At 30.7% G+C, this 26509-nt stretch carries 24 protein-coding genes; 17 read left to right on the top strand and 7 right to left on the bottom strand.

All coding sequences use genetic code 11. The features are described from left to right. Positions 1 to 131 precede the first annotated feature (131 nt). Complete coding sequence (gene gmhB / locus L992_RS05550) at positions 132 to 677, top strand: D-glycero-beta-D-manno-heptose 1,7-bisphosphate 7-phosphatase (protein ID WP_047394872.1); 546 nt, start codon at positions 132 to 134, stop codon at positions 675 to 677. A 25-nt stretch (positions 678 to 702) separates the two neighbouring features. Here gmhB and L992_RS05545 read toward each other — a convergent pair whose 3' ends face one another. Then, positions 703 to 1722 (bottom strand): YeiH family protein, encoded by a 1020-nt coding sequence (locus L992_RS05545; RefSeq protein ID WP_156110649.1) that lies wholly within the window; start codon positions 1720 to 1722, stop codon positions 703 to 705. A gap of 185 nt (positions 1723 to 1907) precedes the next feature. Between L992_RS05545 and secA the strand changes: the two genes are divergently transcribed. From secA to pcp, 11 genes are read left to right on the top strand one after another with little or no spacing between them, the layout of a single operon-like run. Beyond that, positions 1908 to 4529, top strand: coding sequence for a preprotein translocase subunit SecA (gene secA, locus L992_RS05540; protein ID WP_047382995.1), 2622 nt, complete (start codon positions 1908 to 1910; stop codon positions 4527 to 4529). 8 nt (positions 4530 to 4537) lie between these two features. Continuing rightward, positions 4538 to 5275 (top strand): membrane lipoprotein lipid attachment site-containing protein, encoded by a 738-nt coding sequence (locus tag L992_RS05535; RefSeq protein WP_047382993.1) that lies wholly within the window; start codon positions 4538 to 4540, stop codon positions 5273 to 5275. A gap of 55 nt (positions 5276 to 5330) precedes the next feature. Further along, positions 5331 to 6173: a PHP domain-containing protein gene (locus L992_RS05530; RefSeq protein WP_047382991.1), complete on the top strand. Its 843-nt coding sequence runs from the start codon at positions 5331 to 5333 to the stop codon at positions 6171 to 6173. 4 nt (positions 6174 to 6177) lie between these two features. Continuing rightward, a complete protein-coding gene (gene rfaD, locus L992_RS05525; protein WP_047382989.1) occupies positions 6178 to 7173 on the top strand; it encodes an ADP-glyceromanno-heptose 6-epimerase in 996 nt (331 codons plus the stop codon). A gap of 10 nt (positions 7174 to 7183) precedes the next feature. After that, the gene (locus tag L992_RS05520) at positions 7184 to 7987 is read left to right on the top strand and encodes an undecaprenyl-diphosphate phosphatase (protein ID WP_047382987.1); all 804 of its coding nucleotides are present in this window, start codon (positions 7184 to 7186) and stop codon (positions 7985 to 7987) included. A 16-nt stretch (positions 7988 to 8003) separates the two neighbouring features. Continuing rightward, the gene (locus L992_RS05515; protein WP_047394869.1) at positions 8004 to 9395 is read left to right on the top strand and encodes a coproporphyrinogen III oxidase; all 1392 of its coding nucleotides are present in this window, start codon (positions 8004 to 8006) and stop codon (positions 9393 to 9395) included. 19 nt (positions 9396 to 9414) lie between these two features. Continuing rightward, on the top strand, positions 9415 to 9912 hold the full coding sequence (locus tag L992_RS05510; protein WP_047394867.1) for a helix-hairpin-helix domain-containing protein: 498 nt from the start codon (positions 9415 to 9417) through the stop codon (positions 9910 to 9912). A gap of 12 nt (positions 9913 to 9924) precedes the next feature. Further along, a complete protein-coding gene (gene hslO, locus L992_RS05505; RefSeq protein WP_047394864.1) occupies positions 9925 to 10806 on the top strand; it encodes an Hsp33 family molecular chaperone HslO in 882 nt (293 codons plus the stop codon). Then, positions 10803 to 11465: a DUF969 domain-containing protein gene (locus L992_RS05500; protein WP_047382980.1), complete on the top strand. Its 663-nt coding sequence runs from the start codon at positions 10803 to 10805 to the stop codon at positions 11463 to 11465. Before hslO ends, L992_RS05500 begins: the two co-directional genes overlap by 4 nt. A 12-nt stretch (positions 11466 to 11477) precedes the next feature. Next, positions 11478 to 12395: a DUF979 domain-containing protein gene (locus tag L992_RS05495; RefSeq protein WP_366089585.1), complete on the top strand. Its 918-nt coding sequence runs from the start codon at positions 11478 to 11480 to the stop codon at positions 12393 to 12395. Between the two features lie 16 nt (positions 12396 to 12411). Then, positions 12412 to 13053, top strand: a complete 642-nt coding sequence (gene pcp, locus L992_RS05490) for a pyroglutamyl-peptidase I (protein ID WP_047382978.1) — start codon at positions 12412 to 12414, stop codon at positions 13051 to 13053. A 33-nt stretch (positions 13054 to 13086) separates the two neighbouring features. On the opposite strand, the gene L992_RS05485 is transcribed toward pcp, so the two are convergent. Continuing rightward, positions 13087 to 13362, bottom strand: a complete 276-nt coding sequence (locus L992_RS05485; RefSeq protein WP_047382977.1) for a co-chaperone GroES family protein — start codon at positions 13360 to 13362, stop codon at positions 13087 to 13089. A gap of 310 nt (positions 13363 to 13672) precedes the next feature. On the opposite strand from L992_RS05485, the gene L992_RS05480 reads away from it, so the two are divergent. Together L992_RS05480 and L992_RS05475 are read left to right on the top strand one after the other, a co-directional pair. Then, complete coding sequence (locus tag L992_RS05480; protein ID WP_047382974.1) at positions 13673 to 14854, top strand: ROK family protein; 1182 nt, start codon at positions 13673 to 13675, stop codon at positions 14852 to 14854. A 256-nt stretch (positions 14855 to 15110) separates the two neighbouring features. Then, complete coding sequence (locus L992_RS05475) at positions 15111 to 16181, top strand: hypothetical protein (protein ID WP_047382972.1); 1071 nt, start codon at positions 15111 to 15113, stop codon at positions 16179 to 16181. A 59-nt stretch (positions 16182 to 16240) separates the two neighbouring features. Here the strand turns inward: L992_RS05475 and L992_RS05470 are convergent, their stop codons facing one another. Then, positions 16241 to 17317, bottom strand: coding sequence for a glycerol dehydrogenase (locus tag L992_RS05470; protein ID WP_047394862.1), 1077 nt, complete (start codon positions 17315 to 17317; stop codon positions 16241 to 16243). A gap of 124 nt (positions 17318 to 17441) precedes the next feature. Here L992_RS05470 and ligA point away from each other — a divergent pair, with 124 nt between their 5' ends. Next, positions 17442 to 19490, top strand: coding sequence for an NAD-dependent DNA ligase LigA (ligA, locus tag L992_RS05465; RefSeq protein WP_231549760.1), 2049 nt, complete (start codon positions 17442 to 17444; stop codon positions 19488 to 19490). A 114-nt stretch (positions 19491 to 19604) separates the two neighbouring features. Here the strand turns inward: ligA and L992_RS05460 are convergent, their stop codons facing one another. From L992_RS05460 to L992_RS05445, 4 genes are all read right to left on the bottom strand, one after another. Further along, on the bottom strand, positions 19605 to 20720 hold the full coding sequence (locus tag L992_RS05460) for an RNA-guided endonuclease TnpB family protein (RefSeq protein WP_047394859.1): 1116 nt from the start codon (positions 20718 to 20720) through the stop codon (positions 19605 to 19607). A gap of 248 nt (positions 20721 to 20968) precedes the next feature. After that, positions 20969 to 22303, bottom strand: coding sequence for a PTS cellobiose transporter subunit IIC (celB, locus tag L992_RS05455; RefSeq protein WP_047382968.1), 1335 nt, complete (start codon positions 22301 to 22303; stop codon positions 20969 to 20971). 100 nt (positions 22304 to 22403) lie between these two features. Further along, complete coding sequence (locus L992_RS05450; RefSeq protein ID WP_047394857.1) at positions 22404 to 23432, bottom strand: hypothetical protein; 1029 nt, start codon at positions 23430 to 23432, stop codon at positions 22404 to 22406. 44 nt (positions 23433 to 23476) lie between these two features. Next, a complete protein-coding gene (locus tag L992_RS05445; RefSeq protein ID WP_047394854.1) occupies positions 23477 to 23782 on the bottom strand; it encodes a PTS sugar transporter subunit IIB in 306 nt (101 codons plus the stop codon). A 329-nt stretch (positions 23783 to 24111) separates the two neighbouring features. Here L992_RS05445 and L992_RS05440 point away from each other — a divergent pair, with 329 nt between their 5' ends. Both L992_RS05440 and L992_RS05435 read left to right on the top strand, forming a co-directional pair. Continuing rightward, the gene (locus L992_RS05440; protein WP_047394853.1) at positions 24112 to 25257 is read left to right on the top strand and encodes a replication initiation protein; all 1146 of its coding nucleotides are present in this window, start codon (positions 24112 to 24114) and stop codon (positions 25255 to 25257) included. A 162-nt stretch (positions 25258 to 25419) separates the two neighbouring features. Then, positions 25420 to 26505: a DUF871 domain-containing protein gene (locus L992_RS05435; protein WP_047382962.1), complete on the top strand. Its 1086-nt coding sequence runs from the start codon at positions 25420 to 25422 to the stop codon at positions 26503 to 26505. The last annotated feature ends 4 nt before the right edge of the window (positions 26506 to 26509 follow it).

Genomic DNA, 26509 nt, shown 5'->3' with positions numbered 1-26509 from the left:
AAACGCTGAAAGTACTTGGGGGGCAGCCCCCTGGGAGGATAGGAAGTTGCCAATCTTTTTTATTTTTTGTAAGTTTTATGTAGAAATAACTTTTTTGAATGATATAATATAAAGAAAAAGGAGTTTATAAAATGAGAAAAGTTATATTTTTAGATAGAGATGGAACTATAAATATAGAAAAATCATATTTACACAAATGGGAAGATTTTGAATTTGAAATAAATGTGATAGAAGGATTAAAAGCATTAAAAAGCTTGGGGTATGAATTTATAGTTGTAACAAATCAATCTGGAATTGCAAGAGGATATTATACTGAAGAAGATTTAAAAACTTTAAATAGTGAAATGGTAAAAAAATTGAATGAATATGGTATAGATATTTTGGAATGCTACTACTGCCCTCATCATCCTGAGAAGGGATTAGAAGAATATAAAAAATCTTGTGATTGCAGAAAGCCAAATCCAGGAATGTTATTAGAAGGAATAAAAAAATATAATATCGATGTAAAAAATTCATTTATGATAGGAGATAAAAAAAGCGATTTAGAAGCAGGAAAAAATGCAGGATTAAAATCAATATTAATTTTAACTGGATATGGAAAAAAAGTAGAAAAAGAAGTAGAAAGTGAATACTTAATAGCACAAGATCTTTTAGATGTATATAAGCTAATAAAATAAAAAACTGGAAAAATTCCAGTTTTTTTTATATAAAAAATTTAATTAAAATTATAGCTATGAAGATTTGACTAGTTCCTACCAAGAGTCCATAAAGAGAAGCTTTAGGCCCTTGTTTTATAAGCTCAGAAATATTAACTCTCATACCTATTCCAGCCAAAGCTATAATTTCAAATTTTGATGAGATTAATTTAAAAATTTTGGAAATTTCTACAGGAATTAATCCAAAGGTAAATAGGATACAAAGAATAAAAAATCCAATTATATACCAAGGTATTGAAATATTTTTTTTCTTTTTAGAGTAAACTTCATTTTCTAAAGCAAATTTTGTATCTTTTTCAATCTCTTCGTTTTTAAACTCTTTTGAAAACCAAAGAACAACGATAACCAGAAAGACAATTCGAACAATCTTAAAAATTGTTGCAAGTTCAAGAACATTGTGATTAACCATGCTTCCAGCAGCAATAACTTGACCAACTGATTGTAATATTCCACCTAAAAGAGCAGAAGTTTCTATAGTGTTAAAGTTATATAATGAATTTGCTATAGGTATTAATGCAAACATTAGAAGAGTACCGGTCAAATTAACAATAGTAATAGATATTCCTTTGTCATTTTCTTCAGCCTTTATAACAGGAGAAGTTGCTCCGATAGCAGAAGATCCACAAACTGCATTTCCACTTGCCATAAGAGCTCTAAAATGTTTAGAAAAACCTAATTTTTTTCCAATAAACATAGTTAAAAAAATAGTTAATCCCATTTGTAGAAGGATAAAAAATATCCCAGAAAAACCTAATTGTAAAATTGTATTTATACTTAATGTTCCACCCAAAAGAACAATAGAATATGATAATAAATCACTTTCTGAAAATTTAGACCCAGGTGCAAATTTTTTAGATTTTGCAAAAGTGTTTCCAGCAATTAATCCCAAAAAAATAGCAAGAGGTGCTCCACCAATGCTAGGGATAAATTTCCCAAGAAAAAGTCCAAGCTGCGCAATAAAAATACAAAGTAATAAACCAGGAACAATCTTTTTAATACTATTCAAAATAAAACCTCCTAAAATACATTGTTACTTTATTTACAATATAACATATTTTTGTATAATTTAATAGCTTTTTTTGAATCACGGTTCAAAAATCTTAATAAGGGGCTATAAATTGACTAATAAATCTAATTATGGTAATATATTTAGTAACAAATAAGTACAAAAAAGCTAGGAAGGACGTAAGAATGTTTGGAGATTTATTAAAGAAGATTTTTGGTACAAGAAACGACAGAGAGATTAAAAGAATTAAAAAATTAGTAGCAATGATAAACTCATTAGAACCTGAGATTGAGAAACTTTCAGATGATGAGTTAAAGGGCAAAACTTATGAATTTAGAGAAAGATTAGAAAAAGGGGAAGTATTAGATAACCTTTTAGTTGAAGCATTTGCAGTTGTAAGAGAAGCTTCAAAAAGAGTTCATGGAATGAGACACTATGATGTTCAATTAGTTGGTGGAATCGTTCTTCACGAAGGAAAAATTACAGAGATGAAAACAGGAGAAGGAAAAACATTAGTTGCAACAGCTCCGGTTTACTTAAATGCCTTAACTGGAAAAGGTGTTCATGTTATCACTGTAAATGATTACCTTGCTCAAAGAGATAGAGATTTAATGGCAAGAGTTTATGATTTCTTAGGATTGACTTCAGGGGTAATTGTAAATGGAATGGAAAATCATCTAAGAAAAGCAGCGTATGAAGCTGATATAACTTATGGAACAAATTCTGAATTTGGATTTGATTATCTGAGAGATAATATGGTTAATAAAGTGGAAGATAAAGTTCAAAGACCTTTACATTTCTGTATTGTCGATGAAGTTGACTCTATCCTAATAGATGAAGCTAGAACTCCATTAATTATATCAGGTGCAGCTTCAGAAACTACAAAATGGTATTCAATATTCTGTCAGGTTGCTTTTAGACTTGATAGAAGTGTAGAAACTGAAAAGATAAAAGATGCAAAAACAAAAAAAGAGATGAATATCCCTGATGAACAGTGGGGAGATTATGAAGTAGATGAAAAAGCTAGAAATATAGTTTTAACAGATAAAGGAATTAAGAAGGTTGAACAACTTTTAAATATAGATAACCTATATTCACCTGAACATGTTGAACTAACTCACTATCTGAATCAAGCTTTAAAAGCTAAAGAGTTATTCATAAAAGATAGAGATTATTTAATCAGAGAAGGAGAAGTTGTTATAATAGATGAATTTACTGGAAGAGCAATGGAAGGTAGAAGATACTCTGATGGTCTTCATCAAGCAATAGAAGCTAAAGAGGGAGTAAATGTAGCAGGAGAAAATCAAACATTGGCTTCAATAACACTTCAAAACTACTTTAGAATGTATGAAAAGTTAGCTGGAATGACTGGTACTGCCGAAACAGAAGCAGCAGAATTTATGCATACGTATGGACTAGAGGTAATTGTAATTCCAACAAATAGACCAATTCAAAGAGTTGACTTCCCAGATTTAGTTTATAAAACAAAAAGGGAAAAAATTAATGCAATTATATCAAGAATTGAAGAACTTTATAAAAAAGGGCAGCCAGTTTTAGTAGGAACAGTATCAATAAAGAGCTCAGAGGAGCTGTCAGACCTATTAAAAGAGAGAGGAATCCCTCACAATGTACTTAATGCTAAGTTACATGCTAAAGAGGCTGAAATCGTGGCTCAAGCTGGTAGATATGGAGCAGTTACTATAGCTACAAACATGGCAGGTAGAGGAACAGATATCATGCTAGGAGGAAATCCTGAATTTAGAGCAATTGCTGAAATTGGAGCTAGGGATGCTGCAGAATATCCTGTAATACTTGATAAATATAAAATTGAGTGTGAAGAGGAGAAAAGAAAAGTAATTGAAGCAGGTGGATTATTTATACTTGGTACAGAAAGACATGAATCTAGAAGAATAGACAACCAATTAAGAGGAAGAGCCGGAAGACAGGGAGACCCTGGAGCATCAGAATTTTACCTATGCTTAGAGGATGACTTAATGAGATTATTTGGTTCTGAAAGAATTCAAGGAGTTATGGAGAAATTAGGATTACCAGAAGGGGAATCAATTCAACATAAAATGATAAACAAAGCGATAGAAAATGCTCAGAAAAAAGTTGAGTCTAGAAACTTTGGAATCAGAAAAAATCTACTTGAATTTGATGATGTAATGAATAAACAGAGAGAAGCTATATATGCTAGTAGAAATGAAGCTCTTGAAAAAGATGATCTAAAAGAAACTGTATTAGGAATGTTAAAATCAAGTATTTCTGATATAATTGTTGAAAGATTTGTTGGAGAGTTTAAAGATGAATGGGATATAGCAGGAGTTAAAGATTCTCTTTTAGAAAAATATGGTTATGAAATTACAGATTTAGAAGAATATAAATCTTCAACAGTTGAGGAATATGCAGAAAAATTATACACAGATATTGCGAAAGAGTATGAACTTAAAGAAAATGAACTTTCATCTGAAATTATGAGAAAAGTAGAAAAGTATGTTCTATTTGAAGTAGTAGATGCAAGATGGAGAGAACACTTAAAAGCCTTAGATGCTCTAAGAGAAGGAATATATTTAAGATCTTATGGACAAAAAGATCCATTAGTAGAATATAAAATTATATCTGGAGATATGTATTCAAGAATGCTTTCTACAATAAAAGCAGAGACAACATCTTATATGTTTAAAGTTGTTGTAAAAAATCCAGAAGATGAAGTTTTAAGTCCTGGTGAAGGGGAAGAATTAGAATTTGATTCGCCTTGTAACTGTGGAAGCGGAAAAATTTACGGAAAATGTTGTGGAAGAGTTTAGGAGGAAAAATGAAAAAAATTGTAATTCTTATAACAATTTTAACTGCATTAACAGCATGTAGTTCAGTTAATAAAAACGAAACTAGTTTACAAGAGAAGTATAAAGTTGATACGGTAGCTATGAAAAACTGGGAAGAAACTTTTACAAAGGTAATTGTAGGAGAAGCAGAATTAGAAGATTGGTACGGTGCTGATCAACCAATAAGTTTCTTAGCTAGAAATCAAAAATTAGATCAAAAGCAAGTTAAGTTTTTAGATTCGTTAAAAACAAAGGGAGATATAACAGAAGCTGATCAAGAGCAATTTAATGCTATTTTAGAGAAGACTGTAAAAAAACTTCCAAGACAATATTACTTAAAAGATGAAAACTTTAAAGATCCAGCGGGATTAGCAAAGTACATGGTAGCTCAATCATATATTAGAATGGCTAACCCTTCTAATCACATAGCTAATGAAGTAGCTACAAAAGAGGAGTGGGCTGAAATCGTTGCATTCTCTAAAAAAGATGATTTAACAGAAAAAGAGATTAAAAGATTTAGAAAATTGTTAAATAAGTTTATAAAAAGAGGAGAATTCTTCGATTCAAAAACTTGGTATTTCGTAGAAGTTTCACCAAGAATTATAGAAGTGAACGATATGTATAAAAAGACAGAGAAAACAAAAATAGAGAAGAATAATATAAATGCAAAGGCATTATACCTTGCTTATTCAGAGTATTTTTCAAAGTTAGAAAAGTGGGATGACTAAAAAATTATGGCGCCTTTAGAAATAAAGGGGCCATATTTACTTGTAGGAGGATTTTATGAAGAAAAGGTATGATCTTCACACTCATACAACATATTCAGATGGAACATTTACAGTAGAAGAGTTATTAAAAAGAGCAAAATATATAGGTTTGGCAGGAATAGCTATAACGGATCATGATACGATGGAAGGTGTGTCTGAAGCTAGAGCAATAGCTAAAAGTTTAGATTTAGATTTTGTATCTGGAATAGAGTTCTCATGTTCTTATGAAGGATATGAAATACATATTTTAGGTTATCTTTTGGATGAAAAATCAGAGGAATTATCGTCTAAACTTATAGAGTTAAAGAAAGCACGTACTAATAGAAATGAAAAAATTGTAAATAGATTAAACTCTTTGGGTTTGAAAATAACATTGGATGAAATAGAAAAAGAAGCTACAGGGGCAATAGTAAGTAGGGCACATATATGTAATGTCATGATGAAAAAAGGATTTGTTTATACGAAAGGTGAAGCTTTTAAGCAGTATTTAGGAAGAAAAGGAGCTGCATATATAGAAAAAGAAAGCTCAAACCCATTTGAAATAATTAAACTGATAAAAAAATGTGGAGGAGTTTCGGCATTGGCTCATCCTAGTTTAATATGTGAATCAAAAGAAAAAATAGAAAAAATTTTAAAGCTTTTGATAGAAGCAGGATTAGATGGATTGGAAGTAGAATATAGCTCTTATACTCCAAAAGAAACAAAATATTATAAAGAATTAGCAAATAAAAATAATCTTTTGATGGTTGGTGGCTCGGATTTCCATGGTGGAAATAGAGTAGGAGTTGATATAGCTCATTCTTCAATATCTAAAGATGATATAAAGAGATTATTAGAAAGAAAATGTAAGGAGGATTAAAGAGATGATTATAGTAACAGGAGCAGCTGGATTTATAGGAAGTGCTTATATTTGGAAACTAAATGAGATGGGAATAAATGATATATTAGCTGTAGATAAATTAAGAACAGAGGAAAAATGGCTAAATTTAAGAAAAAGAGATTATGCTGACTGGTGTGATAGAGATGAACTTTTTGCTTGGTTAGAAAAAGAGGAGAATGCAAGTAAAGTAACTGCAGTTTTACATATGGGAGCTATCTCTGCAACTACAGAAAGAGATGGAGATCTTTTAATGAAGAATAATTATGAATATTCTAAAAAGTTATGGGACTTCTGTACAGAAAGAGATATAACATACGTGTATGCATCATCGGCAGCAACTTATGGAGCTGGAGAGCAAGGGTATAGCGATGAGGGGACACCTGAAGAGTTAAAAAAACTGATGCCATTAAATAAATATGGATATTCAAAAAAGTTCTTTGATGATTGGGCATTTAAACAAGAGAAAGCACCAAAGCAATGGATAGGAGCTAAGTTCTTCAATGTTTATGGACCACAAGAGTACCATAAAGGAAGAATGGCATCGATGGTATTCCATACATTTAATCAATTTAATACAGATGGTGGAGTAAAACTATTTAAGTCTCACAAAGAGGGATATAAAGATGGCGAGCAATTAAGAGATTTCGTTTACATAAAAGATGTAGTAGATATGCTATATTTCTGTATGTTTAACGAAGTACCTTCAGGAGTTTACAACATAGGTACTGGAGAAGCAAGAAGCTTCCATGATTTATCTATGGAAACAATGAAGAATGCAAGCGGAAATTTTGAATTAAAAACAGAGGAAGTTATCGAGTTTGTTCCTATGCCAGAAGATTTAAGAGGAAGATATCAATACTTCACAGAAGCTTCGATGAATAAGTTAAAAGCAGCAGGGTATACAAAGAAATTCTGTTCTTTAGAAGAGGGAGTTGCAGATTATGTAACATACTTAAAAAAAGAGGATAGCTACTTATAGGAGGTAACACATGAATCCGTTTTTACTAGTTATTATACTGGGAATTGTTGAAGGGATGACAGAGTTTGTTCCTGTGAGTAGTACTGGTCACATGATATTGGTGGAGAGATTTATAAACTCTCCTCTTGTATCAAAAGGTTTTATGGATAACTTTTTAGTTATAATTCAGTTTGGAGCTATTTTATCAGTTGTAGCTTATTTCTGGAAAGATTTAACACCTTTTGTAAAAACAAAAGAGGAGTTTACAGGGAAGTTATCATTGTGGAGTAAAATTATAGTTGGAGTTTTACCTGCTGGAGTTATTGGACTTTTAGCAGATGACTATATATCTGAATTTTTTATGGATAATACAACTGTAGTTGCGAGTATGCTTATACTTTATGGAATTATATTTATCTTAGTTGAAAGAAAACAACTTAATGGAAATATAACATCTATAAAAGAGATGTCATACAAATTAGCATTTGGAATAGGATTTTTCCAATGTTTAGCTATGATTCCAGGAACATCACGTTCTGGAGCAACGATTGTAGGAGCTTTACTATTAGGTGTATCTAGAGCAGCAGCAGCAGAGTATTCATTCTTTTTAGCAATCCCAACAATGGCAGGAGCTACACTATTAAAGTTACTAAAGAATGGACTTAATTTTACATCTTTAGAGTGGCAACTATTAATAGTTGGATCGATTGTATCGTTTGTGGTAGCGTATGTAGTTATAAATTGGTTTATGGGTTATATAAAAAAGAGAACATTTAAAGTTTTTGGAATATATAGAATCATAATTGGAATATTAGTTTTATTATTAATGAAATAGGAAGCGGTGTATTTAAGTGTCAATAGTTACTAACTTTCCTCTAAGTATAAAAAGTGTAGAGGAGTTTGTAAGAATTCTACTACCAGAGGGCGTAGAAAAAGATATAAAAGGTGAAGTGAGTTATTCAGAGAATAGAATTCTTGTAAAAGTTGAAATAGATGAAAAAGAGGCTTTTATTGAAGAGGAAAACTTTGAAAGCATAATTGAGGATCAAGCTTTAATTATGTTGAAAGGTGGGCTTTTAAAAGCATATAATAAAAACTATCCTTGGGGTAGTTTAATTGGTGTAAGACCTACAAAAATGACAAGAAGACTTCTTCAAATGGGATTTTCAAAAGATAGAGTTTCAAAATTGTTAAATAATATGTATTTAGCTAGTTTTGAAAAGATAGATTTACTAATGAGAGTAATTGAAACAGAGGAGAAATTATTAAATAAAGAAGCTATGAATATGTATATAGGGATTCCATTTTGTCCATCAAAATGTAGATATTGCTCGTTTGCATCTTATGAAATAAATAGTAGCTTAGGTAGATTCTATGTGAAGTTTGTAGAGACTCTTTTAGAGGAGATAGAGCTTGTGGGTCAACTTTCAAGAGAAAAAGGATTTAAATATGAATCGTTATATATCGGTGGAGGAACTCCAAGTACCTTAACGGCAGAGGATACAATAAGAGTTTTAGAGGCTGTTCACAAGCATATAGATCTTTCAAATTTGAAAGAGTTTACTTTTGAAGCTGGAAGAGAGGACGCTATAACAAGAGAGAAGCTTGATATTCTAAAAAAATATGGAGTAGATAGAGTTAGCTTGAATCCTCAAACTTTTAAAGAGTCAACTTTAAAAGCATTAAATAGAACTTTTGATAGGACACATTTTGATGAAGTCTATAAAGATATAAAAGAGTTAGGATTTATTTTGAATATGGATATAATTTTAGGACTACCAGATGAAAGTATAGAAGATATACTAAGTACTTTAGAAGAACTAAAAAAATATGATATTGAAAATTTAACTGTTCATGCTTTAGCTAAGAAGAAAGGGTCTCCACTTTATCGAGAAAACTTTGAAGAATCAGAGGTTGAAAGAAAAATAGTAGAGGGTGCAATTACAGAATTAGTTAAAGAAAAAGGAATGGAACCTTATTATATGTATCGTCAAAAAAATAGTTTAGAGTGGGGAGAGAATGTAGGTTATTGCATTCCTGGAACAGAATCTAGATTTAATATAGAAATGATTGAAGAGAATCAACAAACTATGGGATTAGGTGGAGGAGCAATTAGCAAATCTATTCACAAAGATACAGAGTATAATGATCAGATAGAAAGATTAGTTAATCCAAAAGATCCAGCTCTTTATATAGCTGAAATGAAGTTAAGACACAATAAAAAGATAGAGTTTTTCTCATAAAATATTGAGAGAGGTGTTTATGAAAAAAGTATTTTTGTATATTTTAATGTTAATTTTTTCTCTAACTTCTTACAGTCTAGTAGAGAGCGAATTTAAAGTTATAGAAAGTAAAAGTACTTTAGAATCAAATAATTTACTATTAGATATCAATAGCGCCACTGTAGGAGAGATGTTAAAAAGTGGCATATCTAAAAGCTATGTAGATAAAATAATTGAGTATAGAGAAATAACAGGTGGTTTTAGAAAACTTTCAGATATGACAAAGATTTCAGGAATAGGTACTAAAACTTATGAGAAATTAAAACTGAAATTTAAAGAACCAAATGGCTTTAGAATGAAGAGATTTAATATAAATAAAGTAGATGATAAAACATTGAATTATTATGGTTTTACTAAAAAAGAGATACAGAATATTAGAAAATACCATGAGAATAGTATTTTCAGAAATAATTTAGAATTGAAAAAGATTATTTCTGATAAAAGATATGAAGAATTAAAAGATTATATAGATTATTAGAGGTGAAGAAGGATGAGTAGATTAATAAGAGGAGTAAGTAAAAATGCAAGATTTGTTCTTGTGGATACAAAGGATATTGTTCAAGAGGCTTTAAATATTCATAAATGCAGTCCAACAGCAATTTCAGCTTTTGGAAGACTTTTATCAGCTTCAGTTATGATGGGTGCAACATTGAAAGGTGAGGATGTATTAACACTTAGAACAATGACGGATGGACCATTATCAACGATGGTAGCAACAATAAATAAAGATGGAGTAAAAGGTTATGTATCAAATCCTGAGGCTGATTTACCAGCAAAAGAGAATGGACAACCAGATGTTCAAAATTTAGTAGGAAGAGGAACACTGAACGTAATAAAAGATTTAGGTTTAAAAGAACCATACGTGGGAATATCTACAATAACAAGTGGGGAGATAGCTTATGATATAGCTTACTACTTTGTAACTTCAGAGCAAACACCAACAGTGATAGCTTTAGGTGTAGATTTAGAGAACGAAACTACAGTTAGATCAGCTGGTGGGTATATGATTCAACTTCTACCTGATGCAGAGGAAAGCTTTATAGTTGAATTAGAAAGAAAAATTGGAGCAATTAGAAGTGTTAGTGAGTTATTTAGAGGTGGAATGAACTTAGAATCAATGCTACATCTATTATATGATGACATGAACGATGAAAATCCAGAAACTTTAATTGAGAATTATGAGATATTAGAAGAGAAAGAGATAAAGTATAACTGTAACTGCGATAGAGAAAAATTCTATAGAGGAGTTATAACTTTAGGAAAAACTCAATTAGAAGAGATATTAGAAGAAAAGGGAGAAGTTGAAGCTGAGTGTCACTTCTGTGGAAAAAGATACTCGTTCAAAAGAGAGGATTTAGGTGAAGTACTGTGATTAAATTAATAGGGGTATTAATTATTCTAGTTGGATTTGTAATCAAACTAGATACTATAGCTGTTGTTTTAATGGCTGGAATAGCAACTGGATTAGTTGCTGGAATTGACTTTGTTGAGGTTTTAAATATATTAGGAACAGCGTTTATTCAAACGAGATACATGACATTATTACTTTTAACACTTTCTGTAGTTGGAATTTTAGAAAGAAATGGATTAAGAGAAAGAGCGTCAATTTGTATATCTAAATTGAAAGGTGCTACAGCAGGTAAAGTATTATCAATATATGTAACTGTAAGAATGTTGGCAGCAGTTTTATCAATGAGATTAGGTGGACATGTACAATTTATTAGACCATTAATCTATCCTATGGCAAAAGGAGCTATTGAAAAAGATGGAGTTGTAACAGAAGAGTTAGATGAGGACTTAAAAGGAATCACAAATGCATCGGAAAACTATGCAAACTTCTTTGGTCAGAATGTATTCGTGGCCTCTTCGGGTGTTTTACTAATAGTTGGAACATTACAAGAACTTGGAGTAAAAGTCGAAGCTTATGATGTAGCTAAAGCTTCAATACCAGTAGCGATTATAACATTGATATTAGCATATATTCAATATTATAACCTAGATAGAAAAATTAAGAAATTAAGAGCAAAGTAGGAGGAAATTTTAGTGAATACAACAATGTTATTAGAGTTTATGTATATACTTTGCGGAGTTATTTTATTAGTTAGTGGAGTATATTCATTTTTAGATAAAAGCAATCCAAAGAGACTTGGATCGACAGCATTTTGGATGATATTTGGATTCTTATTTATAGGGGGACCATATGTAAGTCCAGCAGTAGTAGGAGGATTACTTTTAGTAATGGGAGCTTTAAGTGCAACTAAGTCAGTTTCACTTGCAACATTTACAACAAGTAGTGAAGAGTTTAGAGAAAAACAAGCACATAAAATAGGTAATACATTATTTATTCCAGCTGGATTGATAGGGGTTGTAGCGTTTGCTGTTGCTCAGTTTACAAGTTTAGGTGGATTAATTGGTCTTGGATTAGGGGCATTAGTAGCTCTTTTAGTTACAATGTTAGTAACAAAAGAGAAATTAAAAAATATTCCCTATGATTCAAGTAGAATTTTACAACAAATGGGACCAACAGTTATTTTACCACAACTTTTAGGATCTTTAGGATCTGTTTTTGCTAAAGCAGGAGTGGGAAGTGTTATAGCTGCAATAATGGGAAGTTTTGTAACTGAAGGTGATATTTTAGCAGGAGTTATAGTATATTGTTTAGCGATGGCTATATTCACAATGATTATGGGAAATGGTTTTGCTGCTTTTGCTGTTATTACAGCAGGAATAGGATATCCATTCCTTATAGTTCAAGGTGGAAATCCAGCAATAATTGGAGCGTTAGGACTTACAGCAGGATTCTGCGGAACTCTGTTAACACCTATGGGTGCTAATTTCAATATAGTTCCAGCATCAATTTTAGAGATGAAAAATAAAAATGGAGTTATTTTAAAACAGATAGCTGTGGCGGTACCTCTTTTACTAATACATATTATACTTATGTATTTATTAGCATTTTAAAATTTAGGAGGTTTTTATGAAAGTTTTAATTACAGGTTTTGATCCTTTTGGAGGAGAAAGTATAAATCCAGCTTGGGAAGCAGTAAATGCTATGCAAGATGTGATTGATGGAATTGAAATAGTAAAACTTCAAATTCCAACAGTATTTAGAAAGTCAGCAGAAAAACTTTTTGCAGGAATAGAAGAGCATAAACCCGATGTAGTTATGTGTATAGGACAAGCTGGTGGTAGATATGATATGTCTGTTGAAAGAGTTGCTATAAATATGGATGATGGAAGAATTCCTGATAATGAGGGATATCAACCAATCGATACGCCGGTTTATGAGGATGGTGAAAATGCTTATTTTGCAACGCTTCCTATAAAAGGGATAGTAGAAGAGATTAAAGCAGCAAATATTCCTGCATCGGTTTCAAATACAGCAGGAACTTATGTTTGTAATCACATAATGTATTCATTACTTTATTATATTTCTAAAAATAATTTAAATATAAAGGGTGGATTTATACATGTTCCTTATATAACTCAGCAAGTTGTAGATAAGAAAAATATGCCATATATGGAAGTGGGAACAATAACGAAAGCTTTAGAGAGTGCTGTAAAAGCATTAAAAAAGTATGAAGTGGATGTAAAAGTTTCTGGTGGTAAAGAGTTTTAATAAAAAAGTCCCCTACAATAGTGGGGACTTTTTTTACTCCTCAATAATACCTAAAATTTCATCGAGTTCAAGTAACATTTTTTCTGATGATGAGTGAGATATTTTTATACCAGATTTTTTAGAGAAAATAATCTTGTCATTAATTTTAAATTGTTTAGTAATTTCAAGGTCATCACTTAAAGAGATAATAGTTCCAGTTCTATAATTTTTTTCTTCATTATTTTGAATTAAAATTATACCAGTAGAAGTTTTTTCTTCTAAATTGATGATTTCCGCTAGAACTCTTTTTCCAATTGGTTTTATTTTCATTTTTACCTCCTAAAATATTTGTGTCTGTTAAGATTGTAGCTAAAAAAAAATAAAAAATCAATAAAAAAGAAGAGATGACGGGAACATCTCTTCTTCACACGGGTATTTCTAACCTTCAACTGGAGGGTTGTTGGTTATTTATATAATAAGTTTAGCACCTTATTATCAATATATGTTATAATAAAATAAAAACACATATTTATATTCAACTAAGTTAAAAATAAATTTGGTTTTTAAGTAAAAATCTTTTACAAGGTAAAATATACATGAAAAAGAAGGGTTTGTCAATATAAAAATTAAGGAGATGGGGATGGATTTTAAAAGTCAAAATAAAAATATCACGAATTTATTAAAATTTATAGATCAACGTGAAGGGTCGAATAAGTTAGAGATTGCGGAGAATATAATGGTTTCTCCAGCAGCTTTAACTAAAATTTCAAAAAAATTATTGGGGGATAATATACTTTTAGAAAAAAAATATGTTGATGAAAACGGAAGAAAAAAAAATTTGTTAATTATAAATTATGATAGATTTTTCTCGATTGGTGTCTTTATAGAAGAGAATTTAACAAAAGTAATATTAACAAATTTAAAAAATAAAGTCATTGGTGAGTTTGAATTTGAAAACAGATATAACGGAAATTTTGAAGAGTATTTAAAAGCTTTATTAAAATATATAGAAAATTTTGTAGAAAATAGTAAGGTGTCTATAGAGAAAATATTGGGAGTAGGTATTGTTATGACCAATGAATTTATAGTTAAAAAATCTTTAGATATGTTTAAAGAGGATAGATTCTTAACTTTGAAAAAAGCTATTATGGAAAGATTTTGTGGATATGTTTTTGTTGAAACTGAGATTAGAGCTCAGGCTTTATACGAAGCTTTTTTAGAACCATCATATAAAAATTTCTTTTTAATCAAGTATGGAGACAAAAGAGGTTCTGCAATAATTATAGATAATAAACTTGTTAATCCAGCAATAACGCACTATAGATCAATGGGAACAAGACATTTTATAGTTGAACCTAATTCAGATATCTATTGTGAAATTTGTAAAAAAAAGGGATGTTTTGACACAATGGTTTCTCCAAAATATATTTTTGAAGAAATTTTAAAGGAAAATAACTATTCAGCACGAATAGAAAGTTTGTATAAAAATATGACTTTAGATGAGTTTTTAAAAAGAGCAGAAAGCGGAGAGATTAGGGAGTGTAAATCATTAAGAAAAGTCGCAAAATATATAGCAATTTTAATGATTAATCACAATAATTTACTTCCTTTAGACACTTTTTTACTTTCAGGAAGAGTGTTTAAAAGTACACTGTTTCTAAGTTATTTAAAGATGTATTTACAAGAGTTCCAATTAGGAGAAGTACATGAGAATTTAATTGTATTAGAGGATAAAATTGAGAGGTCAGAATTGATTGCATCATTTTTACCAATAAATTATATATTTTATAATTATCATTTTACAGAAAACTTAGAAGATTAATTTGAAGAGATAGAATTCCTATCTCTTTTTTATTTAAAAAATTTTTAAATAGTAAAATTTTTTTAATTGTGATTAAAAACGAATAAAACCTATAAAATCAAGGCTTCGATAGCAAAAAATGTTAAATAAAAAAATTTACTTAGAAAAATTTTATTTACAAAAATAAAAAAATATTGTATAAAGAATATAATGAAATCGAGTTTTTTTTTACTTGATAAATTTTTTAAAAATATAAATTAAAATCGGAGGGGATTTTATGAAAAAATTAGCACTTTTATTAGGATCTTTACTTGTTGTAGGAACTGCAGTACAAGCGAAAGAGGTAGTAGTAGCTCCAGTTGAGGTATCAAAAGAGGTAGTAGTTGTAGCTGAACCTGTAGTTGAAGAGGTAGCAGTAGTAGAATTAACACCTGAATTCAGACCAACTGGATATTTAGGATTAGAATATAGAGCATATGGAGATACTGAAGGGCATGGAGATAAAAAATCTTCAAAAGATAAATGGAACAACGGTTCTAATAGATACTCAAGACTAGAAACAACATTTGGTGTTGCAGCAACTGAAAAGTTTTCAATTGAAGGAAGAATAAGAGACTATAACTCTTTAGAAAGAAATGATGAAAAATATATAAATAATGAAGATGGAACTGAAACAAGATTAAGAGCTTACTATAAGCACAACGATCTATTCACTTCAAGAGTAGAATATAAGGATGCAACAGATGAAAAGCAATCATTTGAGTATCAAGCAAGATTAAATGTTTACAAAAATGAAGGAGGATTACTAAGTGATTTAGTATTCGCACCTAAATTTAAACATACAATGGATTCAGAAAATGGAGGAAACTACAAAAATACTGTAGGAGCTGATATTGATTATGCAGGTAACTTACCGTTAGGATTTACTTGGGATGGTACAATTTACCTAAACCAAAACTTCTATGGAGAGGACTTCCATACAAATCCTGATTTAACAAATAATAAAGATAAAGCATTTGAACCAGAGTGGGAAATCTACTTAAGAAGAAAGTTCGCTCTATATGCAAACGATAATTATGCATTAGACTTCAACTTTGAAGGTGGATATGATCCATATGTATTTGGACAATATGATAAATATGTTGAAAAAGATGTTAAAATAGAGAAAAATGATTATAGTTTATATACTTTATTAACATTAGATCTTGAGTATAAAGTAACTGAAAACTTCTCAATAAATGGAGGAGCTGGAGCAGAGTACAGAAACTGGGATAATACAGCTCAAAGTTCTGCATCTGATTGGAGATGGCAACCAGTTGCATACGCAGCTATGAAAGTAACATTCTAGTAAGATATATAATAAAAACCCCTTGATTTTCAAGGGGTTTTTATTTGTCCTATAAAAAATTAAATGCCACCATAATTATCAGCAGCTAAAATAGCAGCTAAAACTTTTTCTGGAGTAACTTCAAAAGGCATATTATGAATTGTTTCACCAGGAGCACAAGCTAATTTTGCAACTTCTAAAAGTCGATCAGTTTCAAGTGAACTAACACCTAGTTCTTCTAAGGATGTAGGTAAACCAATATTTTTACAGAAGAATAAAACTTCATCTATCTCTTCCATAGGAGCATTTTCTAAGAAGAGTTGTACTAACGTTCCAAAAGCTACTTTCTCACCGTGATATAAGTCATGACACTCTTCTAAAATTGTTAATCCGTTATGAATAGCATGAGCAGCAGCGAGTCCACCACTTTCAAATCCAATTCCACTTAAATATGTATTAGCTTCAATAATATTTTCTACTGCTTTAGTACAAACTCCCCTTTGAGCAGCAAACATAGCTTTTTCACCATCAGCTATAAGAATATCAAAGCAAAGTTTAGCAAGAGCCATGGCAGCTTTTGTAGTTAATCCACCACCCATATTAAGAGCATTTGATCGTTCACATGCTCTAGCTTCAAAATAAGTTGATAGAGCATCACCCATTCCACTTGCTAAAAGTCTAGCAGGTGCTTTAGATATAATTTTAGTATCCATTAAAACAATATCAGGATTATTAGGTAAAAGAAGATATTCATCAAATTGACCATCTTCAGTGTATAAAACAGAAAGAGCACTACAAGGAGCATCTGTAGAAGCGATAGTAGGCACAATCATAACAGGCAAGTTAGAATAGTAGGCAACGGCTTTAGCTGTATCTAAAGTTTTTCCACCACCAACTCCAATAACAATTTCAGATTTCTTAATTTTTAAAATCTCTTTTAATCTATTTACTTCAACTTTTGAGCATTCTCTATTGAACAATTCAAAATTAACCTCTAAATTTTCTTTTTTAAAACTTTCATTAATTATTTCCTCGGTAATACTTAATACAAATTCATCAGCGATAACAAAAGCATTTTTTTTAGCATATTTTGCTATACTTTTCAAAGCATCAACACCTTGAATATACTTATAAGGTGATAAAATAATATTTTCCATTATTAACCTCCATAAAATTAAGTTGAAAGATTTCACTGATATATTTATTACCACTATTTTGTTAATTTGTAAATGGAAAAATGGTATAATTAAGGTAAAAGAATGGAAAAAGGATGGTGGAAGAGTGCTTAAATTATTTGATATAGTTGAAGAGAAAAGTCCCAAAGATAGAGTAGATGAACTAAGAAAAGAGATAGAACGTTATAACTACTATTATTATACAAAAAATGAATCGTTAATATCTGATATTGAGTTTGATAAACTTTTAAAAGAGCTCGAAGAATTAGAAAAAAAATATCCTGAGTACAAAAATGAAAATTCTCCAACAAGTTTTGTAGGAGCGAGTAATTTAAAAGAGAGTAAATTCCAGAAAGTAATTCATAAAAAACCTATGTTAAGTTTAAATAATTCCTATAATATAGAGGATGTTGTAGCTTTTACAGAGAGAGTTCAGAAGAATTTAGAAACGAATTATAAAGAGTTAGAATATGTATTAGAGCTAAAGCTTGATGGGGCTAGTATAAGTGTGACATATGAAAACGGAGAGCTTATTAGAGCGGTGACAAGAGGAGACGGAATAGAGGGTGAAGATGTAACAGAAAATATTCTTGCGATTCAAAGTATTCCAAATTTTTTAAAAGAAGATGTCAGCTTAGAGGTAAGGGGAGAGATTGTATTACCTTTAAGTAGATTTAAAACTTTAAACGAAGAAAGATTACAGGCAGGAGAGGAGATTTTTGCCAATCCAAGAAATGCGGCTAGTGGAACTTTGAGACAGATTGATTCAGAGATAGTTAAAGAAAGAGGACTAGATGCATATTTTTATTTTGTAGTAGATGCTGAGCAGTATGGATTTAAAACTCATAAGGAGAGTTTAGAGTATTTAGAAAAAGTTGGAATAAAAACAACAGGTGTTGCTGATTTAATTAGTGATATGTCAGTTATGGAAAAAAGAATTGCCTTCTGGGAAAATGAAAAAGAAAATTTAGATTTTGAAACAGATGGATTGGTTATAAAATTAAACGATATAACGTTATGGGAAGAGGTTGGTTATACAACGAAAAGCCCAAGGTGGGCAATCGCATACAAATTCCCAGCAAAGCAGGTAACAACAGAGTTATTGGGAATAACGTGGCAGGTTGGAAGAACAGGAAAAGTAACACCAGTAGCGGAATTGAAAGAGGTTGAATTATCTGGAAGTAAGGTGAAAAGAGCAAGTCTTCATAATATGGATGAGATAATAAGAAAAGATATAAGAATAGGAGATAGAGTTTTTATTGAGAAAGCAGCAGAGATAATTCCTCAAGTTGTAAGTTCTGTGAAAGAGATAAGAACAGGAGAAGAGAAGGAAGTTGTAGCACCAACTAACTGTCCTGTCTGCCAGACACTTTTAGAAAAAGAGGAAGGATTGGTAGATTTAAAATGTATAAATCCAGCCTGCCCAGCTATTGTTCAAGGAGGAATTGAATACTTTGTTTCTCGTGATGCTATGAATATAAGTGGATTCGGAAGCAAGATTGTAGAAAGAATGCTTCAGTTAGGATATATAAAAGACATAACAGATATTTTTGAGCTAGATAAATATAAAGATGAACTGATGACTTTAGATAAAATGGGAGAGAAGAGCGTTGAAAAATTATTAGCTTCGATAGAAAAAAGTAAATCTAGACCATATTCAAAAACACTTTATGCTCTAGGAATTCCTTTTGTTGGAAAATTCTTAGGAGATGTTTTAGCTAAGAAAAGTAAAAATATAGATTCATTGGCTACTATGACTAAAGATGAACTTTTAGCTATGGATGGTGTTGGTGAAAAGGTTGCAGAATCTGTTTATGGTTTCTTTAGAGATGAGGCATCTTTAGATATTATTAGAAAATTAAAAGCGCACGGTGTTAATTTTGGAAAAATAATTGATGATAAAAAGAGTGAGGTTGTATCAGAAGGTAAATTTACTGGAAAAACATTTTTATTTACTGGAAAACTTCAGAAATTCAAAAGAGAAGAGATCAAAGATTTAATTGAATCTTTAGGAGGAACGAATCTTTCGTCAGTAAGTAAGAAATTGGATTATTTGATTGTTGGTGAAGATGCGGGAAGTAAATTGAAAAAAGCAGAAGAGTTGGGAACAGTTAAGATTTTGACAGAGGATGAGTTTTTAGAATTTACTAAATAGATATATTTGTGAACTACCACCGCCCTAATAGAGGGCGGGGCTTCGTGGGAAGTATCTGACTCATGTCGGATATATTAATCACGCTCTGCGGGTAATTCCTACCCTGATATATGTTTAATAGGCTAGTAGACTTCTACCAACCTCACGTATATTTATACTTGCGTTTAAATCTCTATCTATCTCGTTGTTACATTCATCACATTTGTAAACTCTTGTAGATAGTGGCAGTTCAGTTTTTATAGCACCACAAAATGAACAAGTTTTTGACGATGGAAACCACTTGTCAATTTTAATTACTTGTTTTCCTAAAAACATTGATTTGTATTGGAGCATGGTTGTAAACATTCCCCAACCATTATCAGCGACAGATTTACCAAAGTTCAACGCCTGACTCATGCCTTTCATATTAAGGTCTTCAAGTATTATCGCATTATATTTAGTTACAAGTTCATGTGATAACTTGTGTAAAAAATCTTTTCTACTGTTTTTGATAAGGTTATGAATTTTAGCAACTTTTAATTTTGCTTTATACCAATTTTGTGAGAATTTAACTTTTCTTGATAATTCTCTTTGAGCTTTAACAAGTTTAGCTTCTAACTTTCTAAAAAATCTAGGATAGTCAGCCCTTTGGTTATCGGAGCTAACAAAAAGTTCAGACATAGCAAAATCAAGCCCAACAATATTATTATCGCTCGGAACTTCTTTAATATCTCTTTGGAATTCAGTTAGTAAAGAAACGTAGTAAGCACCGTTAGGCTCTTGGCTAATGGTAGCTGATTTAATTATATAATTTTGAGGTATCGCTCTATGAAGTTTAATTTTAACTAAACCTAGCTTTGGAAGTTTCAGAAAATTTCCTTCAACTCTAATATTATTACTTGTAGATACTGTATTGTACGATTTTCTAGTTGACCTTTTAGATTTGAACTTAGGAAATGCTGTACGCTTTTGAAAGAAATTCATATATGCAGTTTCTAAATTTTTAAGTGATTGTTGTAATGCTATTGAATCAACCTCTTTCAAGAATGGTAATTCAAGTTTAAGTAGGGGAAGCTCTTTAGCTTGGGTATTGTAAGTTACAGATTTTTTCTTTGTCTCATACAATTCTTTTCTCTGAGCTAAGAATCTGTTATACACAAGTCTAGTACAACCAAAAGTTGCATTAATTGTATTCGCTTGGGTTTCATTGGGATAGATTCTATATTTAAAAGCTAAGTTATATGTCTTCATAGTTTACACCTCCTCATTAAATTTTTATGTCCTATTATTTTATCATATTTTAGAGAAAAATAATAGAAACTATGAAGCGATATATTAAATCACAGAAATTGAAAACTAAAAGGTTGTCCCGATTCATCCTCTCCCTAATAGAGGAAGAGGTTTTCTCGGGACATTTTGATAAAGGGAAAACCCCACGGTTATACAACCGTGGGGTTCTTTATTTATATTAGCACTTTATTTAAAAAGATTTATTTCGATTAAGCAGCTTCAGTTTCGTTTAATGATTTCTCATAAACTCTTAAGAAAGGCATGTATAAGAAGAATGATACAGCCACTAAAGCACAACTTAGAATGAATGCAGCAACACTGAAGTTTGTAGCAAGTAAAGCTCCGATTGGTCCTGGAGTTGTCCAAGGAACAAGAGTGATAACTTTTCCTACTAAATCAAACTTTGTAGCAAACCATGCTATACAAGCATTTAATACTGGAATTCCAACAAATGGAATGAATAGTAATGGGTTCATTACGATTGGTGCTCCGAACATAATAGGCTCGTTGATGTTAAATACTGCAGGAATAACTGAAAGTTTTCCAATAGATTTAATGTGTGCATTTTTACTCACAGACATAGCAAGGGCAAGTCCTAAAGTTGCTCCAGCTCCTCCTATGTAAACATAAGCATCAAGGAATCCACCTGCGAATATTTTTGGTAAAGCTTCTCCAGCTTGAAGTGCAGCTTGGTTAGCAGCAAGGTTAGATAAAGTTATAGAGTTAATGATTGCTATAACGATGTTTGTTCCGTGTAATCCAGCAAACCATAAAAGGTGAGTGATTATGATAATGAAGATTACAGAGATTAATGAATCAGACATATTTAATAGTGGAGCAAACGCTTTTAAGATGATTTCAGGAACCATGATGTTTAAGCTCTTCATTGCGAAAATATTTACCGCATGGAAAAGAATTGTTACGAATACGATAGGTATTAATAACTCGAATGATTTAGCGATTGCAGGTGGTACAGAATCAGGAAGTTTAATAACAAACTTCTTTTGTACAAGCAGTCTGAAGATTTCGATAGCAATAATAGCACCTAATATAGCTGTAAATAACCCTTTTGCATCAAGATATCTAGCATCCATAACTGGCATCCATCCACCATCAGGGATAAGGAATAAAGCACTAGCTCCTTCAGCCTGACCAACAGGTAACCAATCTAGCTTAGCAGATGTCAGTAAAAAGGCATACATTGATAAGAATCCACCAGTTGTACCGTTAAGACCGTAGCTATTAGATAAAGACATTCCAATTCCGTAAGAAACGAATAAAGACATGATACCCATACTTACATAGAATGGTTGTACTAAATCTCCTTTGAAAGCTCCCATTAAATTAGCGTACCATTCCATGTAAAGTACGTTGTTAGGATCAGTAAATGGTAAGTTAACCATTAAAAGGATAAATGAACCAATGATAAGGAACGGCATTGTATAAACAAATCCATCTTTGATTGCATTTAAATATCTGTTTTGTCCAACTTTGGCAGCAACAGGCATTAGTTTTTCTTCAATAATGTTCATAAAGTTACTCATAATATTTCCTCCGTTTTTTTAGTATATTTATTATATCAAATTTTATAGAAAGGGGTGGAGGAAAAAACTTCCCCTCCCCATAATTTTATAATAGTTTTGATTAGAATGTGTAGTTTAATCCAACATATGACCAGATTAAGTCGATATCTTTTGTTCCACCATCAACATATTGTCTATCAGCTTGCTCGTAAGCAACTCCAACGAATGAAGATAAGTTATCAGAGATAACGATATTAGCCATTAATTCATATCTGATTCTGTCTCCAGCTTCATATTCCCAAACTTTGTTTCCATTTCCATCATCATTAGTTCTATCTAAAGTGAATCTAACTCTAGGCATGATAGTTAACTTTTCGTTAACTTGGTATGGTAACATAACTCTGATTTGAGTTTCAACCATCTCATAAGAATCATACATCTCTCCAGTAGTGTAAAGAGTTGGTCTTAAAGATAACTTTTCAGTAAGTTGGAATGATGGACCAAAGTCTCCTTCCCAGTACCAACCATCATCTCTAGAAGTTTTTGTAGTATAAGTTCCTGGAGCGCCTGTAACTTCTTCTAATCCACTTGCTTTATCTCTATCTATACCAGCAACTAACCAACCATTTAATAATCCGTTGAAGTGATTGAAGTCAGTTCCTAACTCAAATCTATCTCTTTTCCAGTTAGAATGGTAAGTATCTCTAGAGTAATCTCTTGTTCTTTCTTCGTTTCTGTATTTTAAATGGAATGCTTGATTTTCAAATAGTTGATATCTTACTTTATAGTCAACTCTTGTAGCTTCCCATTCAGCATCTGATTTAGATAGAGATAAATCTCCACCAAATCTTCTCTCAACGTTTAAGTCTAAAGTTAACTTTCCTTTAGTTGCAGAAACTCCTACTCCCCAGAAAGTTCCATCTTCATCGTCTCCACCAGATATAGGCGATCCGTTATCGAAATCTTCTGTCTCTAAGTAAGTTCTAGCACCGAAAGACCAAGCTGGTGCAGCAGCCTCTTCGATGATTACTACAGGTTCAACAATAACTTCTTTACTTGTTTCAACAACTGGTTCTGCTACAACTTCTTTAGCAAAAACATTTGTACCTAATAATGATAATGCAGCTAATAAATAAAGTGATTTTTTCATTTTGTTACCCTCCCGTGTTTTAAATAAAGTATTATTTTTTATAACTATTTAGCTAAGCTTAAAGCAAAGTCTAAAATTTTCTTTCCGTTTAATGTTCCGTAAGCCATAGTATCGATTACATCTAATGGTTTACCGGCAGCAGCAGCGATAGCTCCTAATTCAGCTTTCTTAAATCTAACTTGTGGTCCTAAAAGGAATACATCATATTGAGATAATAATTCATGGAATTGCTCTAATCCTACAGCATCGATTTTTACTTCTATATTTTCAGCAGCAGCAGCAGCTTCCATTTTCTTTACAACCATACTTGTTGACATTCCAGCAGAGCAAAGTAATAATATTTTTTTCATAATTGTTTCTCCTTTTAAATTGAATATTTTGAATTTTTAATTTACATTCTTTAAATCATTTCGGGTGACTCATTCACCTGACACTAGAATTATAGAATATGTTTTAAAAAAAGTCAAATTTGACAAAAATAAGACTTTTTTCGTCGAATTACAATGGTTTTTTTAAAAAAAAACTTGAAAAAAGGTTGTAAATGTTGTATTCTTTATATGCAACGAAAAAAAAAGCAAAAAAAATCGTCTAATTTTTATATAAAACTGTTAAAAAAAAACAAAAAAAATTAAAATTTTTTTAAATTTATTTAAAATAGAATAAAAAAGGTGGTGAAAATATGAAGAAAATGGCTTTTGATTTTTCTAAAAATGATCTTTTTATAGATACCGACAAAAAATTGAATAAAAGAGAAAGAGATTTTTTAGAAATAGTTAGAGAGAGGTACAAAGGTAAAAATGAAAAATACATAATTTTTACAGAAAAAGAGTTAAGAAATTTAGTTGGTGAAAGAGGAAATATCCAAGAATTTTTGGATAAGTTTTTCAAAAGAAGAATTTATTTAAAATTGATAGAAAAAGAAGAGGAGATATTTTTTTCTTCATTTCCAATTTTTGATTTTTATTTGAAGAATAGAGAGGAGTATAGGTTATTTGTTTCAAGATCTTTAAAATCTCTAAAAGAGAGTGGAATATTTGATGATATAGATTTACTTCTAATCTTACTATTTAAAGATAAGAAAAGTTTCCAACTATATTTAGCGATGATAAAAAATAGAAATCAAGGTGGATTCTTAATAAGTAGAGATAACTTAAAAGAACTTTTAGGTGTTGGACAAGAAAACTATGAACGTTTTTATGATTTTGAAAAGACAATACTAAAACCTGCTTTAGATGACATAAACCAACTTACAAAATATAATATAGAATATACAAAGATAAAAAATAGTGATGGATTTACAAGTAAAATAATGGAGATAGAATTTTCATTTGATCATAAGCTTTCATCTATATTAGCAGAGGAGATAGACAGACTCTTATTACCTCTAAGGGATAGAGTGGATTCTATTTCGAAAATTAGTAAGGTAATAGAGGAAGCACTATTAAAAGAGGGGGTCGATTTTGTTAGAAATAACTTATATCATCTAGATAAAGGGATTTCAGGATCTTTAGATGATGCAATCTGTTTAGCATTAAAAGAAACACCGAACATAGAGTATACAGAAAAATATATTTTAATTAGTAAAACATCAGATATATTTTTAAATAGATTTATATTTGAATCAAGATTGTATAAGGAACTTTTAAAATGTAAATTCTATTATAACTACAACTTCTTAAAAGTTTTAAGAGGGATGAAGGTTGGAGAAAGTTTAGAGTATAAAGATGAAAGACATAAAATTAATATTTTGTATTTAGATAAAGGTAGAGAAAGTACAATTGAGATATATAAAATAGCTGAAGATCCTACTGGAGAAAAAAAATAAATTTAGGCGTTAAATATAAAAAAATCTAAAAAAGAGTTGATATTATTACATCCGTTAGACGAAAAAATATATTCAATTTTTCCTACAATTTAAACTCTTGACTTACTTAGAGAAATCTAGTAAAAAATAGGTAAAACAAAGGTTTTCAGGAGGGTATTCGATATGAAACAATTAGGAATTTCAATATATCCATTTCACGCTACTTTAGAAGAGAACAAAAACTATATAGAGTTAGCAGCAAAGTATGGATATAAAAGAGTTTTCACTTGCTTATTATCAGTAGATGGAGATAAAGAGGTTATACTAAAAGAGTTTAAAGAAACAATAGCACATGCAAATAGCTTTGGAATGGAAGTTATGGTTGATGTTGCTCCATCAATATTTAGTAAGTTAAATATTAGTTATGATGATCTATCTTTCTTTAAAGAGATTGGGGCTTGTGGAGTTAGATTAGACTTAGGATTCTCTGGAAACGAAGAGAGTGTTATGACGTTCAATGAGCATGGTTTATTAGTAGAGATAAATATGAGCCAAGATACAAACTACGTTAATACAATAATGGATTATATGCCAAACAGTGAAAAATTAGTAGGATGTCACAACTTCTACCCTCATAGATATACAGGACTTTCAAGAGAGCACTTTAGAAGTTGTAATAAGAGATTTAAAGGATTTTCTTTAACAACAGCAGCATTTGTAACTTCTCAAACAGGAACATTTGGACCATGGCCAGTAAATGATGGACTTTGTACTTTAGAAGAGCATAGAGATTTACCAATTGAGGTTCAAGGAAGAGAGTTATTCAACGAGGGAATAGATGTAGTAATAATCTCTAATTGCTTCCCAACAGAAGAGGAGTTAAAAAGACTTGCAGATATAAATAAAGAGATGTTAGAGTTTGAATGTGAAGTTTATGATGGTGTTGGATCAGTTGAAAAGGATATTATAGAAAAAGAGTTACATTATCATAGAGGGGATATTGGAGAGTATGTTGTAAGATCAACTCAATCAAGAGTAAAGTATAAAGGAACTCACTTTGAACTGTTCAATGCAGTAGATATTAAAAAAGGAGATGTTTTAATAGAGTCATCACTTTATGGTCAATATGCAGGAGAGTTACATATTGCAAGAAAAGATATGAAAAACTCAGGAAAGACAAGTGTAGTAGGGAAATTAGATGAGAACTATATTGGATTATTAGATAGCGTAAAACCTTGGCAAAAATTCAAAATTAAAATAAAAAAATAATTAT

It is taken from the genome of Cetobacterium sp. ZOR0034 (assembly GCF_000799075.1).
GTDB lineage: Bacteria > Fusobacteriota > Fusobacteriia > Fusobacteriales > Fusobacteriaceae > Cetobacterium_A.
Note: the sequence above shows the minus strand (reverse complement) of the source record. Positions and strands in the feature narration are given on the sequence as shown.

What these genes read in the sequence shown, in the direction of transcription:
- gmhB (WP_047394872.1), top strand. Translation starts at nt 132, where the DNA reads ATGAGAAAAGTTATATTTTTAGATAGAGATGGAACTATAAATATAGAA.
- secA (WP_047382995.1), top strand. Translation starts at nt 1,908, where the DNA reads ATGTTTGGAGATTTATTAAAGAAGATTTTTGGTACAAGAAACGACAGA.
- L992_RS05535 (WP_047382993.1), top strand. Translation starts at nt 4,538, where the DNA reads ATGAAAAAAATTGTAATTCTTATAACAATTTTAACTGCATTAACAGCA.
- L992_RS05530 (WP_047382991.1), top strand. Translation starts at nt 5,331, where the DNA reads ATGAAGAAAAGGTATGATCTTCACACTCATACAACATATTCAGATGGA.
- rfaD (WP_047382989.1), top strand. Translation starts at nt 6,178, where the DNA reads ATGATTATAGTAACAGGAGCAGCTGGATTTATAGGAAGTGCTTATATT.
- L992_RS05520 (WP_047382987.1), top strand. Translation starts at nt 7,184, where the DNA reads ATGAATCCGTTTTTACTAGTTATTATACTGGGAATTGTTGAAGGGATG.
- L992_RS05510 (WP_047394867.1), top strand. Translation starts at nt 9,415, where the DNA reads ATGAAAAAAGTATTTTTGTATATTTTAATGTTAATTTTTTCTCTAACT.
- hslO (WP_047394864.1), top strand. Translation starts at nt 9,925, where the DNA reads ATGAGTAGATTAATAAGAGGAGTAAGTAAAAATGCAAGATTTGTTCTT.
- pcp (WP_047382978.1), top strand. Translation starts at nt 12,412, where the DNA reads ATGAAAGTTTTAATTACAGGTTTTGATCCTTTTGGAGGAGAAAGTATA.
- L992_RS05485 (WP_047382977.1), bottom strand. Translation starts at nt 13,362, where the DNA reads ATGAAAATAAAACCAATTGGAAAAAGAGTTCTAGCGGAAATCATCAAT.
- L992_RS05480 (WP_047382974.1), top strand. Translation starts at nt 13,673, where the DNA reads ATGGATTTTAAAAGTCAAAATAAAAATATCACGAATTTATTAAAATTT.
- L992_RS05475 (WP_047382972.1), top strand. Translation starts at nt 15,111, where the DNA reads ATGAAAAAATTAGCACTTTTATTAGGATCTTTACTTGTTGTAGGAACT.
- L992_RS05470 (WP_047394862.1), bottom strand. Translation starts at nt 17,317, where the DNA reads ATGGAAAATATTATTTTATCACCTTATAAGTATATTCAAGGTGTTGAT.
- L992_RS05460 (WP_047394859.1), bottom strand. Translation starts at nt 20,720, where the DNA reads ATGAAGACATATAACTTAGCTTTTAAATATAGAATCTATCCCAATGAA.
- celB (WP_047382968.1), bottom strand. Translation starts at nt 22,303, where the DNA reads ATGAGTAACTTTATGAACATTATTGAAGAAAAACTAATGCCTGTTGCT.
- L992_RS05450 (WP_047394857.1), bottom strand. Translation starts at nt 23,432, where the DNA reads ATGAAAAAATCACTTTATTTATTAGCTGCATTATCATTATTAGGTACA.
- L992_RS05445 (WP_047394854.1), bottom strand. Translation starts at nt 23,782, where the DNA reads ATGAAAAAAATATTATTACTTTGCTCTGCTGGAATGTCAACAAGTATG.
- L992_RS05440 (WP_047394853.1), top strand. Translation starts at nt 24,112, where the DNA reads ATGAAGAAAATGGCTTTTGATTTTTCTAAAAATGATCTTTTTATAGAT.
- L992_RS05435 (WP_047382962.1), top strand. Translation starts at nt 25,420, where the DNA reads ATGAAACAATTAGGAATTTCAATATATCCATTTCACGCTACTTTAGAA.